General features: G+C 66.9%; 13 protein-coding genes. 6 read left to right on the top strand and 7 right to left on the bottom strand.

All coding sequences use genetic code 11. From position 1 onward, the window contains the following. Nucleotides 1–578: 578 nt before the first annotated feature. Both E1261_RS36890 and E1261_RS36885 read right to left on the bottom strand, forming a co-directional pair. Nucleotides 579–794, bottom strand: a complete 216-nt coding sequence (locus tag E1261_RS36890; RefSeq protein WP_132414382.1) for a three-helix bundle dimerization domain-containing protein — start codon at nucleotides 792–794, stop codon at nucleotides 579–581. Between the two features lie 210 nt (nucleotides 795–1004). Next, nucleotides 1005–3500, bottom strand: a complete 2496-nt coding sequence (locus E1261_RS36885; protein WP_132414381.1) for a GH39 family glycosyl hydrolase — start codon at nucleotides 3498–3500, stop codon at nucleotides 1005–1007. Between the two features lie 159 nt (nucleotides 3501–3659). On the opposite strand from E1261_RS36885, the gene E1261_RS36880 reads away from it, so the two are divergent. Next, nucleotides 3660–3893, top strand: a complete 234-nt coding sequence (locus tag E1261_RS36880; RefSeq protein ID WP_132414380.1) for a hypothetical protein — start codon at nucleotides 3660–3662, stop codon at nucleotides 3891–3893. 11 nt (nucleotides 3894–3904) lie between these two features. Here the strand turns inward: E1261_RS36880 and E1261_RS36875 are convergent, their stop codons facing one another. From E1261_RS36875 to E1261_RS36865, 3 genes are read right to left on the bottom strand one after another with little or no spacing between them, the layout of a single operon-like run. Next, a complete protein-coding gene (locus E1261_RS36875; protein ID WP_132414379.1) occupies nucleotides 3905–4786 on the bottom strand; it encodes a hypothetical protein in 882 nt (293 codons plus the stop codon). Between the two features lie 44 nt (nucleotides 4787–4830). After that, nucleotides 4831–5721, bottom strand: a complete 891-nt coding sequence (locus tag E1261_RS36870) for a hypothetical protein (RefSeq protein ID WP_132414378.1) — start codon at nucleotides 5719–5721, stop codon at nucleotides 4831–4833. 31 nt (nucleotides 5722–5752) lie between these two features. Then, on the bottom strand, nucleotides 5753–6631 hold the full coding sequence (locus E1261_RS36865; RefSeq protein ID WP_132414377.1) for a hypothetical protein: 879 nt from the start codon (nucleotides 6629–6631) through the stop codon (nucleotides 5753–5755). A gap of 233 nt (nucleotides 6632–6864) precedes the next feature. Here E1261_RS36865 and E1261_RS36860 point away from each other — a divergent pair, with 233 nt between their 5' ends. From E1261_RS36860 to E1261_RS36845, 4 genes are read left to right on the top strand one after another with little or no spacing between them, the layout of a single operon-like run. Then, complete coding sequence (locus E1261_RS36860) at nucleotides 6865–7797, top strand: ABC transporter ATP-binding protein (protein ID WP_132414376.1); 933 nt, start codon at nucleotides 6865–6867, stop codon at nucleotides 7795–7797. Further along, a complete protein-coding gene (locus E1261_RS36855) occupies nucleotides 7794–8606 on the top strand; it encodes an ABC-2 transporter permease (RefSeq protein ID WP_132414375.1) in 813 nt (270 codons plus the stop codon). The genes E1261_RS36860 and E1261_RS36855 overlap by 4 nt, the downstream gene beginning before the upstream one ends. A 30-nt stretch (nucleotides 8607–8636) precedes the next feature. Then, nucleotides 8637–9896, top strand: coding sequence for a sensor histidine kinase (locus E1261_RS36850; protein ID WP_132414374.1), 1260 nt, complete (start codon nucleotides 8637–8639; stop codon nucleotides 9894–9896). Beyond that, nucleotides 9854–10549 carry a response regulator gene (locus E1261_RS36845; RefSeq protein ID WP_202875361.1) on the top strand — a complete coding sequence of 232 codons (696 nt, stop codon included), beginning with the start codon at nucleotides 9854–9856 and terminating at the stop codon, nucleotides 10547–10549. Before E1261_RS36850 ends, E1261_RS36845 begins: the two co-directional genes overlap by 43 nt. Before the next feature lie 5 nt (nucleotides 10550–10554). Here the strand turns inward: E1261_RS36845 and E1261_RS47185 are convergent, their stop codons facing one another. Both E1261_RS47185 and E1261_RS36835 read right to left on the bottom strand, forming a co-directional pair. Continuing rightward, a complete protein-coding gene (locus E1261_RS47185) occupies nucleotides 10555–10704 on the bottom strand; it encodes an AbfB domain-containing protein (protein WP_132414383.1) in 150 nt (49 codons plus the stop codon). Continuing rightward, entirely contained in the window at nucleotides 10676–11602 is a 927-nt protein-coding gene (locus tag E1261_RS36835; protein ID WP_132414372.1) for an extracellular catalytic domain type 1 short-chain-length polyhydroxyalkanoate depolymerase, read from the bottom strand. Before E1261_RS36835 ends, E1261_RS47185 begins: the two co-directional genes overlap by 29 nt. 100 nt (nucleotides 11603–11702) lie before the next feature. On the opposite strand from E1261_RS36835, the gene E1261_RS36830 reads away from it, so the two are divergent. Continuing rightward, entirely contained in the window at nucleotides 11703–12653 is a 951-nt protein-coding gene (locus E1261_RS36830; protein ID WP_132414371.1) for a PaaX family transcriptional regulator, read from the top strand. The last annotated feature ends 33 nt before the right edge of the window (nucleotides 12654–12686 follow it).

The raw sequence follows: 12686 nt of genomic DNA, 5'->3' as shown, positions 1-12686 counted from the left end.
GCGCATCCCGTTCCCCGCCCCCACAACGTCCGAACAACCGGAGGACCCGCCTCCGGTTGTTCGGACGTTATCCACGGCCCCCAGCTAACGTCCGAAAGATCGGAGGGCCCGCCTCCGATCCTTCGGACGTTAGGGGAACCCGCAGCGAACGGTCGCCGAAGCCCTCCCCCCAAACCGGTTTGGGGAGGATCATGGCCCGCCGGCTTCCGGTGACGAAAATCCACCGGCTAACGCACCCGGGCACCCCGGCGACCCGAGAACGCGGGGCGGGGGTCACCTTGAGCACCCATCAGTCACGTGACGCCCACCGAGACGGTTGAACCGTGCTCAAGGCAGACCGGCGACCCGGGAGCGCGGGGCGGGGGTCACTTTGAGCACCCATCGGTCACGTGACGCTCATCGAGACGGTTGAACCGTGCTCAAGGTCGCCAGGCCGGGGCACCTTGAGCACCCATCAGTCACGTGACGCCCATCGATACGGTCGAGCCGTGCTCAAGGCAGCCCGGCCCGCGGACATGGTTGGGCCGGGCACAACGTCGTACTGGCTTGTGAGAGCTCTCGACTGGCCGGCGTTGCGGCTAGTCGGGGCGGTTGGTGGCGATCAGGTTCTGCAGGCGGTGTTTGGCTGCACGTTCGACGAAGAGCGGCACGAAGTCGCGGATGGGGTTGCCCTCGAACTCCGGGCGGCTGTCGGTGACGGCGCGTTCGACCGTGTCTGGCGGGAGGTCGGGGAACCTCTTCATCAGTCGCTCGGCGGCCTCGGCGATGGCACGGTTCTCCTCTGAGCGGTCCATGCTTCCACCTTCCGGCAGCACCTCCGTCCGGACAAGGGTCGTTCACCAAGAATTCACCGAGACAGTCGGCTAGGAGGCCACCGGATCGGCCCGCCAGTTCGCGGGTGGCCCGACCCAGGGCACGAGCCGCAGGTTCACGGAGTCGTACTGCCAAGGAGAGACAGCCACACTCCGTAAACCCACCAGCAAACGCGCGCCGCCGGCGGCCGGCTAGTTGTAGAGCTTGACTTCACCGAGCTGGAAGAGGTGGAAGCCTGAGTCGGCGAAGCGGTAGAGACGGGTGGCTTCGATTTCGACGCAGCGGGTGGTGCGGGGGGAGAAGCCGAAGGTCTGAGTGAAGCGGCCCGGGTTCCAGTAGTTGCCGCGGGCAACGACGGTGGACCAGGTGGTGCAGTTGTCGTTGGTGGCGACCCGCACGGAGAAGTCGATCGGGAAACCCTTGCCCTCGTTACCGGCGTCGGTTCGGGGGAAGAGGTCGATCCTGCTGATGCTCCGGGCCGAGGGGAGGGTCAGGCGTACCGTCACATCGGGGTCGTCGGTGCGGCCCCACGCGCTCGAGTAGCCGTACTCAGGTCCATCACTGGTCTCTTTACCGTCGGTGAGATACCGCTTCGACCAGCCCCAGTCCTCCAGTTCGCTGGATGCGGTCACTGTTGCGCCGGCGGCCATGTTCGCGCCGCCGTACACCTGAAGCTCGGCCAGCTGGAAGTGCTTCGGTACGGCGTCGCCGGCGCAGGCGGGCTGCAGGTTCGTGGCGGTGACGCGGACGTAGCGGAACTTCCCGGTCACGGCGAAGGTCTGCGCGCCGGCACCGGGTGGGAGTGGCAGGCCGTTGTTGTAGTTGGTGACGGGGGCAGCCAGGTCGGTCCAGGTCCCGGCAGGATTGTCGGTGCCCTGGAGGGCGAAGTCCTTGGGGAATCCGTAGCCCTCGCACTCCTTGTCGTCACGGGGCCAGAGCACCACCCGGTCGACATCGACGGAGGAGCCCAGATCGACGTACGCCGACTCTGTGGCTGCCGAAGTGGGGTGCGGGTCGCTGGACCAGCCGCTGGCAGCGGGGAGGGCGTCGACCTTCGAGAAGCTGTGGTTCAGGCCGTCGGTCAGTGCAGCCTCCGACCAGGTCCATTTCTCGAGGGAGGAACTGGTTTCCACCGGCCTGCCATGGGCCAGGTTGTGAGAGCCGACCGCGATCGGCGTCGGGCCTACCTGGGCTGCGTCGGTGACGGCATCCGAGGTGGGTTCGAGCACGTAGGCGACCAGGGCGTTCGGGCCGGGGACGAAGTTGCGGGCGAAGGTCGACGAGCCTGGTACGACCTTGCTCTCCTGTGGGCGCAGGTTTTCGCTCGGACCGATGTCCCAGCCGCGGATGCCGGCGGCGAAGTCGGCGTAGTAGTTGCCGTGGTTTGCGTCGATGACGTACTGCGTGACCCGGATGTTCTTCCCGTCGGCCGCGTACGGCAGGTTGCTGAGGTTCACCGAGACGTCGGTGGGGGTGTTCTGGTGGTTCCACATCAGCAGCGCGACGGACTTGTTGTCGGGGTCCTTCGTGGTGATGGCGCCGACCTGCCCGTTGGCGGTTCCGGCACCTGACAGGTTCGTGGACAGCCGGGTTGGGCGGAGGTTGTTGAACAGCTTGTACGTGTTGAAGACGGCCTTGCGATGGTTGTCGACGGTCAGGAGCCCGAGGTCACCGTTGAACAGCTTGGTCGGGGTGAGCCCTTCCTTCGGGGCGAAGTGGAAGATCTTCGTCAGTCCTGGCTTCGCCAGCGCCTGCGACATTTTCCAGGCGGCGTAGGTGGCCATCACGTTGGTGTCGGACATCGCGCCCGGTCCCTGCATCATGTTCGGCGACGCGTGCCACTCGGTGATGAAGATCGGCGTACCGGCGCGCCCGTTGCGGGCCAGGTCCGCCTGGGCCTGGGTCAGATCGAACGACTCGCCGTACTCGTGGAAGCTCAGGTAGTCCAGCGGCACCGCAGGGTTCTGTCCGAGGTAGTTCGTGAAGTCTCTGATGAAGGCGCCCGTTGGCTGGGCCGTCGCCGGTCCGCCGATCTTCGCGGTCTCGTCGGCTGCTTTGACGCCTTCGGCCGTGGCCTTGTACAGCTCGTTGTACTGGGCCTGGGTGCCGTTCCAGAAGGACGTGCCGAGGTTGGGCTCGTTCCACACTTCCCAGTACCAGCCGGTGTGGCCCTTGTCCTTGTAGTGCTGCACGAGGTTCTGGACGATCAGTTTCCAGTACTCGTTGTTGTTCGGTACGGCGTTGCTGAATCCCTGCGCCTTGGTCGCGCCACCGAGAACCTCCGGAGTGAACGCCAGGCCCATCATCGGGGTCAGCCCCTTGTCCAGCAGCGGCTGGATCACTCGGTCGAGCTTGGTGTAGTCGTAGCTGAAGTTCGGGCCGGTGCCCGAGACGATGTTGTAGAAGTTCTCGTTCAGCAGGTGAGTGATCGTGACGAGCTGGAGCCCGGCCTCCTTGAACGGGTCATAGGCCTCGGGCAACCAGTTCAGGCTGTTGTGCGTCAGGTACCCGCCCTCGTTGGCGTTCAGGATCTTCGCCTTGTCAAAAGGGCCGGCATCGCTGCGGTAATCGGCCGAGATCGTGACGGTCGCGGCCTCGGCCGTGGGCGCGGCCACCACGGCAAGTGCTGTCGCCACGGCTGCGGCGAGAAGGCCGGACACAGCCCGGCGCCAAGAGGGTCGAATCATGGCAGTCTCCTTGTGCGCTGGGCGGATCCCAACGATCACACGGTGACCGCACCGCAGTAAGCGTTTCTGTCACCATCGAAAACCCAGCGAGAGCGGTCCAGGCCGGATTGGGGGATCGGTGGTCTGGATACCGGGAGGCAGGAGAGCTGGAGGTGCGTCATGAGTTTCGATCGGCCCGGAGTGGATGACAAGCACGAGAAGGTCAGCGAGACCGAGGTGAATCAGGCACTGGAGAACGGCGAGCCGACCCGGGGCGGGTTCGACTTCGACGAGGTCGAGCAGGCGGAGCAACAGCGCTCCTCAGGCCCGCAACCTGCCGAAGGCAGGCGCGGGCCGAAGGACCAGGACGTCCGGGTCGACGACGACGGAACCGCCCCCGAGCCACCGGACTGACACTTCCTGCGCTAGTAGGACTTTTCGGTCCAGCCGACCAGGCCGAGGGATCCGCCCTTGATGTCGGTGCCGAGGCCGTCCTTCCTGTCGGCGTCGAAGTAGACCGCTGCCACGCCCTTGGGCGTGATTCCGAGCAGGGTCCGGCCGTTCGGGTGGGAGTCGCAGGACCCGCCGCCGAGAGCGACGAAGTTCCCCCAGCCGCTAGCCTTGAGCACCTTAGAGGTGACCACAGCCGGGGTGGCGTAGCTGATGCGCCACTCCTTCAGCTCCCCGTTCGACTTGGTGCCGGTCAGTACGTCGACCGCCGCGGCGCCGGTCCCGATCGTACGCGAGTAATCCAGCGTCTTGACCGTTTCCCAATCGCCGCCGCTGATTGCCTTGCGACCCGAGAGCGTGGGCTTGCCGTCGATCCAGGCGAACTTGTACCGGTAGAGCGAGGTGCCTTCCGCCCGGTAGAGGTACGGCCAGGCCATCGTGATGAATCGGGTGCCGCCGAAGCCCGCCGCAACCCGGGTCACCTTGTGCACCGTGATCTTCTCGACGCCGTCGATCTTGTCGCCCTGGCGCTCGAGGTGGTAAATGTTCCCGTCGGTCGGGTGAGTGGCGAGCTCCTGGCTCTGCCACCAGTCGTCGGCGCCGATCGCGCCGTACGGCACGAGTGCGGTGGGCACCCAGCCGAGGTTGTCGCCCGGCAGGGCCTCCGTGCTGGTCTTCTTGGCGTCGTACCGATAGGTCAGCCGTTGTCCGTCGGCGCGATACGCGTCGGCGAGGGCATAGCAGTCGGCCGGAACGTCGCTGAGCGCCGCGCTCGCGGGCCGCGCGGTGACGGTCGCGGCAAGTCCGGTCGCGAGCACGGCCAGGGCCACGCCGCCGGCCAGGATGTTTCTACGCATGAAGGAGTTCTCCAGAGAGGAGTAGAAGGGGGAACGATCTACGGTCAGTAGGCTTTTTCGGTCCAGCCGACCAGGCCGAGGGATCCGCCTTTGATGTCAGTGCCGAGGCCGTCGGTCTCGTTGGCGTCGAAGTAGACCGAGGCTCTGCCTTTGGCGGTGATGCCCATCAGCGCCCGGCCGTTCGGGCGGGAGTCGCACCAGCCGCGGCCGAGGCTGGTGAAGTTTCCCCAGCCTGTTTCCTTGAGCACCTTCGAGCTGACCGCCGGTGTGGTGGCGTAGTTGATGCGCCACTCCTTCAGCTGGCCGTTCGACTTGGTGCCGGTCAGTACGTCGACCGCCGTGGCGCCGGTCCCGATCGTGCGTTGGTGGTCCAGTGTGTTGACCGTGTCCCACGCCCTGCTGCTGATCGTCGCTCGGCCCGAGAGGGTTGGCTTGCCGTCGACGAACGAGAACTTGTACCGGTAGAGCGACGTACCGGCTGCCCGGTAGAGGTACGGCCAGGCCATCGTGATGAAGCGGGTGCCGCCGAAGCCCGTCTTGACGGGGGTGACGGTGTGCGTGATGACCTTCTCGACGCCGTCGATCGTGTCGGTGGCGCGTTTGATGTGGTAGATGGTTCCGTCGGTCGGGTGCGTGGCCAGGCTGTGGTTCATCCGACTGCCGGTGCTGCCGGACTCCAGGAAAGTCACAATTCCGGTGGGCACCCAGCCGAGCTTGTCGCCCGGCATGGCCTCCGTGCTGGTCTTCTTGTCGGCGTACCTGTAGGTGAGAGCTTGTCCGTCGGTGCGATACGCGGCGGTACGCGTCCGGCAGTCGGCCGGTACGTCGCTGAGCGCGGCGCTCGCGGACCGCGCGGTGACGGCGACTCCGGTCGCGGCCAGTCCGGTCGCGACCACGGCCACGGCGATGCCGGCGGCCAGGATGTTTCTACGCATGAAAGGGGTTCTCTCCAAGGAGGTGGAAGGGCTACTGGCCGTAGGCGCGCGCGGTCCAGCCGAGTTCACCCAGGGAACCGCCCTTGATGTCGGTGCCGAGGCCGTCGGTCTTGTTGGCGTCGAAATGCACCGAGGCCCTACCGGTCGCGGTGATCGCGAGCAGCGGGCGACCGGCTGGGTGGTCTGCGCAGAAGCCAGTGCTCAGACTCGTGAACGGCTCCCAGCCGATCGATCGCAGTACCTTGCTGGTGATCCGCGTCGGCGTCGCGTGGTTGATCGTCCACTCCTTGAGCTGCCCAGCGTCGTTGGTGCCGATCAGCACATCGGCCTTGGCGGTGCCCGTCCCGGCGGTGCGCTCGGAGACCAGCGTGTTGACCGCGCTCCAACCGGTGGTGGCCAGTCGCACCGGCGCGGACGGTACGCCGGTCGCCGAGTCGACGGTGTATCGGTAGAGCGCGCTTCCCGTGACCCGGTACAGGTACGGGTAGCTGTACGCGAGGATCCGGGTCGAGCCGAAGCCTGACTTGAGCCGGGTGGCAGTGACCTCAGGAACCCTCCATGCGCCGTCGACCAGCTCGCCCCGGCGGCTCACCCGGTAGAGGTAGCCGTCGGTCGGGTGTGCGGCGAATTCGGTGCTGCGGAACACCGTGTCGTCACCCGCGCCACCAATCTGCTGGTGGGCCGTCGGCACCCAGCCGAGCTTGTCCCCGGCGTACGCCTTGGTCCCGGCAAACCCGCCGTTGTACGTGTAGGTCAGCCGCTGAAGGTCGGACCGGTACGCCGCGGTCGACACCTGGCAGTCCTTCGGTACGTCGCTGAGCGCGGCCGACGACGGCCGGGCCACCAGAACGGCGCCGGTCGCGGCCACAGCGAGCGCGGCCGCACCGGCGGCCAGGAAGGTTTTACGCATCGGGGAGATTCCTCCATCAAACGATTCAGACAGACGACAGGCCCCCATCCTCGGCGTACCGGCTTTCATCTCGCTGCCCGTACTTCACCCGTACCCGAGGGTGGTACCGCGGTACCACCCTCGGGGCGGATGTCGGTCCCCGGTACTACGAGTTGGGCGTGAGGTGGCCCCTAGCGTTGCTGGTAAGGCGCCTGGGCACTCCGAGACCGCCGAACCGAGGAGAAGGAACGCGAATGATCGAGGCACAACAGCTCACGAAGCGGTACGGCGAGAAGACGGCCGTCGACCAGCTGGGGTTCGTCGTGAAGCCGGGGACGGTGACCGGCTTCTTGGGGCCGAACGGTGCGGGGAAGTCGACGACGATGCGGATGATCGTCGGACTGGACAGCCCGACCAGCGGCTCGGTGACGGTCAACGGGCGCCGATATGCGCAGCACCGGGCGCCGTTGCAGGAGGTTGGTGCCCTGCTCGAGGCGAAGTCGATCCACCCGGGGCGATCGGCGTACCAGCACTTGAACGCGCTTGCGCTGACGCACGGCATCCCGCGTCGTCGGGTGGACGAGGTCATCGACCTTGCGGGACTCGGTAGCGTGGCCAAGAAGCGGGCCGGTGCGTTCTCCCTCGGGATGGGGCAACGGCTCGGTATCGCGGCGGCTCTGCTCGGCGATCCACAGACCGTCATGCTGGACGAGCCGGTCAACGGGCTGGACCCCGAGGGGGTGCTGTGGATCCGCAATCTGCTGACCGGACTCGCGATGGAGGGCCGCACCGTGTTCGTCTCCTCGCATCTGATGAGTGAGATGGCACTGGTCGCCGACCACCTGATCATCGTCGGACGTGGACGGCTGCTTGCGGATACGACGGTTCAGGACCTGATCCGGGAGGCAGGCGGCAACGCGGTGAAGGTCACTGCCCAGGACCCGGCCCGGTTGCGGGAGGTCCTCGCGGGGCCGGGCATCGAGATCACCGGGACGACAGGTTCGGAGGAACTGCAGGTGACCGGACTGAGTGCCCGCGAGATCGGTCTGACGGCGATCGAGCACCAGATCGCGCTGTTCGAGCTCAGCCCGAGCACGGTCTCGCTGGAGGAGGCGTTCATGGACCTGACCAGGGATGCCGTCGAATATCACGGTACGACGGGCGAAACCTTGGGGAGGGCTGCGTGAGCACGACACTCGCACCCCCGCAGTACCGGGTGACCTGGCGGCGCGTGGTGCGGTCAGAGTGGGCCAAGCTGTGGTCGCTGCGCTCGACCTGGATCACGCTCGGAGTGGCCATGGTGTTCCTGGTCGCGGTCGGGCTGATCGCAGCCGTGCAGTACAAGTCGCAAGTGGGCTCCGGCAATCCGATGGATGACGACTTCACCGGCGCGACGGCCGTGAGTCTGGCGCTGTTCGGAGTGAACTTCGCCCAACTCGCACTGGGTGTACTCGGCGTACTGGTCACTGCCGGCGAGTACTCGACCGGGATGATCCGCTCCACGCTGGCAGCAGTACCGCGCAGAGTGCCCGTGCTGTGGGCGAAGTCGCTCATCTTCGGGCTGGTCGCGCTGGTGATCGGCACGATCGGCGTGTTCGCCGCCTTCCTGTTCGCCAGCGGGATCGTCTCCGGCACGGACGCCGCGATCAGCCTGTCGGACCCAGGCGTTCTGCGCAGCCTGCTGGGTGCCGGCCTCTACCTCGGCCTGGTCGGCGTGCTCGGTGCCGCCCTGGGCTCGCTCCTGCGGTCGGTGGCCGGCGGAATCTCCGTGCTGGTCGGTGTCCTGATGATGGTTTCACTGCTCCTGGCACTGCTACCCAGCTCCTGGCAGGACAATGTCGGCAAGTACCTTCCCAGTACGGCGGGTGAGTCGATCTACGCTCTGACCCACGATGCAGGCAGTCTGTCGCCAACGGCCGGGCTGCTGGTCTTCGTCGGCTGGATAGCGCTCGCACTGGCCGGAGCGGCGTACCGACTCGTTCGCAGAGACGTCTGACGATCCCTGCCTCAGGAAGACGCGTGATCAATGACCACAGACGATCTGAGCGGATCGAGTGCCCTGCTCGGCAGGCTGAGCCAGTTCGGTCAGCGGCTGCGCCAGGCCGACCGCGAGCACCCGGTGCTGCTGGACGCGGCAGTCGTCGTACTGGTCTTCCTGATCTTCTGCATGCCCGACCTGGCGGACAAAGGCTCCGTCGACGGTGATGCCCCGCCCGCGATCCGGGCGCTGTTCACCGAGTTGCCCGTGGCGCAAGTCCTCGCCTTCCAGGCCGGGCTGGTCCTGCCGCTGTTCTGGCGACGTCGTCGGCCGCTGGTGGCCTTCGGCGTCGTCGGGGCGGTGTTCGTGCTCCAGTGGTCGCTCAGTATCGCGCTGCGGGCGGACATCGCCCTGGCCATCGCTCTCTACAGCCTGGCTTTGCACGGACGCCTGCGGCAACTGCTGTGGGCGTGCGGGCTTTCGGTCGGCGCGTTGGTGCTGGTCGCTGCCCGGATCGCGCCGGCATTCTCGTTCTGGGACGCGCTGTTCTTCCTCATCAGCGCTGGGACCGCCGCGGCTGCGCTCGGACTGATGATCCGGCTTCGCCGCGCCCAACTGGAGACCCTGCGCGACCGAGCCGCCCGCCTGGAGATCGAGCGCGACCAGCGCAGCCGGCTGGCAACCGCCACCGAACGCACCCGAGTCGCTCGCGAGATGCACGACATCGTCGGCCACAACCTGGCCGTCATGATCACCCTCGCCGACGCCGGAGCCTATGCCACCGACGCTGCGCCCGAACGAGGGAAGCAGACCCTGCTGCTGATCGGTGACACCGGACGGCAGGCACTCAGCGAACTGCGGCGCGTGCTCGGCGTGCTGCGCGAGGACTCGACCGCACCCGACCTCAGCCCGCAGCCCGGCATCGCAGCCATCGACGCGCTCTGCTCCGCGGTGGGCGCGGCCGGACTCGACATCGTCTACCGGACCAGTGGTGAGACCGACGCTTTGGACAGTGGAGTTCAGCTGACGGTCTATCGCATCGTCCAGGAGGCGCTCACCAATGCGCTCAGGCACGCCGGCGCCGGCACTCGCGTGCAGCTGTCGATCGCGGTCGAGGACACCCAGCTCACCCTCAGCGTTCACGACAACGGCTCGGCGACTCCGTCCCGGCCGCGGAACCAGGAAGGCCACGGTCTGATCGGCATGCACGAGCGAGCAGCCCTGTACGGCGGATCTGTCAGCGCGGGGCCTGCGCCCGGCGGCGGATGGACGGTCGAGGCCGTCCTCGATCTTGGCGGTGCCCGTTGATCACGGTGCTAGTCGTCGACGACCAGGAGCTGCAGCGGTACGGCTTTCGGATGCTGCTGGAATCCCTTCCCGAAACCGAAGCGGTCGGCGAGGCCGCACATGGTGCCGCCGCCGTCCGGATGGCTGCCGAACTGCGGCCCGACGTCGTCCTGATGGATATCCGGATGCCCGGTATGGACGGCATCGAGGCCACCCGCCGCATCGTCGCATCCGGCGGGCGTTCCCGCGTCCTCGTCCTGACCACCTTCGACCTCGACGAGTACGCCCACTCCGCGCTGCGCGCCGGAGCCAGCGGCTTCCTCCTCAAAGACGCCCGCCCGGCCGAACTCCTGGCCGGGATCCGTGCAGTCGCCCAAGGAGATGCGGTCATCGCCCCAGCCCTCACCCGCCGGCTCCTGCAGGAATTTACCGACCAGCTGCGACCGCGTCGTACGACGGACTCCGCCGAAGACCCCAGACTCAGCCAGCTCACCGACCGCGAACGCGAGATCCTGATCGCCGTCGGCAAGGGCTGGACGAACGGCGAGATCGCCGCCCGGTTCGTGTTGTCGGAGTCCACCGTCAAAACCCATGTCGGACGAGTCCTGGCAAAGATCGGCGCCCGCGACCGAATCCAGGCCGTGATCTTCGCCTACGACCTGGGACTCGTCTGATCCCCTCAGGCCAGTGGTGTGGAAACGGTGAAGGACGCATCCTGGGCGAACGCTGTGTCGGAGGTGCGCCAGTCGACGCGTACCTCGAAGTTGTAGTGGCGTAAGTAGCGGTCGGGCCGGTACTGGTCAGAGGCCGAAGAACGTGATGGCTGCAGCGGCCATGCCGTTGGACGGCAGGCTGTGGCCGGCGCCTTGGATGCTGTAGGCCTCTACTTGGACGGTGCCGGACGCGTTGGCGTAGCGACGGCGGTTCCAGTTCTGGCGGGGAGTGTCGCTGGAGGTCGGGGTCTGGCTCAGTGCGAAGACGTTGGTCCATTGCTCGATCGACTCCTGCAGCAGCGAGTACGGGACGAGCGTGTCGGCGGTGCCGTGCCAGACCTGGGCGCGCGGGCGAGGCCCGGTGTAGCCCGGGAATGCCTGTCGTACTGCGTCTCCCCATTGTTGCGGGGTCCGGTTCATGTTTCCGCCGGTGCACTTGCTGCTCGAGGGCGGGAAGTCGGCTGCGTTGGCGAAGCAGTTGAAGGGCACGCCCATGAACGCCGCGCCGGCTTTGAACACATCCGGGTAGACGGCAAGCATGTGGTTGGTCATCATGCCGCCGGACGACGATCCGGTGGCGAAGACCCGGTTGGCGTCGCCGCCGTACTGGTGCTGTGCGTAGGTCACCATCGACGCGATGGAGACCGGGTCGCTACCGCCGCCGCGGCGTTTGGCGGCGTCCGACCAGGTGTCGAAGCATTTGCCGAAGCCTGCCTGCTGCTGGGCGCTGGGATAGATGACGATGAAGCCGCGCTGGTTGGCCAGCGAGGCGAATTCACTGCTGGAGTAGAAGCCGGGGCCGGAGCCGCCGCAGCCGTGCATCGCTACGACGATCGCGGGCTTGGCCGGGCGCGAATCCGGCACGTAGATGTGCATGCGCATCCCGCCGGGGTTGCTGCCGAAATTGCTGACCTCGACCAGCGAGGCCGCTTCGGCGGTGGGCGTCAGCGGTATCGTCAGCGCGGCCGTGACGATCGCTGCGGCGGCGATGGAGAGTATTCGTCTGAACTGCATGACCGAACTCCTTTGCTCCGTGGGGCGTACGGGTCATCGGTGACACGAAGCATGTAGGTCGGTACAGAAAGTGTCAAGCGTTGTGCGAGGAGCGAGCACTGTGATCAGCCCGTATGACATCGAGGAGTTGTTCCCCGATGAGACCGTCCGGTTTCCGCGTTCGCAGGCCGGTACGGCGCCGCAGGGGTGGATCGTCACGTTGCTCGCGGACTACACGCTGTCGACCCGGGCGTCGCTCCCGTCCGCGGCGATCGTGGCCTTCCTGGCGGATGCCGGGGTGAGTTCCGCCGGCGCCAGAGCAGCCCTCAGCCGACTGGCCCGGCGCGGGATCCTCGAACGCACCAAGCAGGGACGGCACAGCGCCTACAGCCTGACCCCCGCCGCGGCCGGCAAGCTGTCCTTCGGCGGCCAGGTGATGGTCTCGGCCGCGACCGAGACGCCATGGGACCACCAGTGGACGCTGGTCGCCTTCTCCCTGGCCCAGGACGAGGCCGCGCGCCGACGCGAACTACGCAGCCGACTCCGATGGCTGGGCTTCGCCCCTCTGTACGACGGACTCTGGGTCTCGGCACGCGATCTGACCGAGCACTCCCGAACGCAGCTGGCCAGACTGAGCTTCGGTGCCATGACCGTCTTCCAGGCTCGCCACACCGATGTCGGCTCCCGGGATCCGTTGCAGGCTTGGGATACGGCTGCCATCCACCAGCAGTACGAATCCCTCATCCGCGAGTGGCAGCCGCTCCTCCGCCGCATGCAGGTCGGCACCATCGACGGCGCCGAGGCAGTCGCGGTCCGCACCGAAGTGATGGACAACTACCGCCGCCTCCCCGTCATAGACCCCGACCTACCCCTCGAGCTCCTCCCACCCGGTTGGCTACGAGTGCCCACCCGGGACCTGTTCGTCCAGCTCTACGACGGCCTCGCCACCCCTGCCCAGCAATACGTCCGCGCAGTCGCAAGCGAGTTCACCAACGATCCCCTCACCGGCATCCAAGCCCACTCAGTAGCCGACCTACGCTCTGGCATCCCGACGCCGGCCCCGAACACCTGACGAGCGCCTAGTAGGCGAAGCGGGAGGGTGGGG

The sequence above is a fragment of the Kribbella albertanoniae genome (assembly GCF_004348455.1).
Taxonomy (GTDB): Bacteria; Actinomycetota; Actinomycetes; order Propionibacteriales; family Kribbellaceae; genus Kribbella; species Kribbella albertanoniae.
This window is presented reverse-complemented; position numbering and strand designations above follow the sequence as displayed.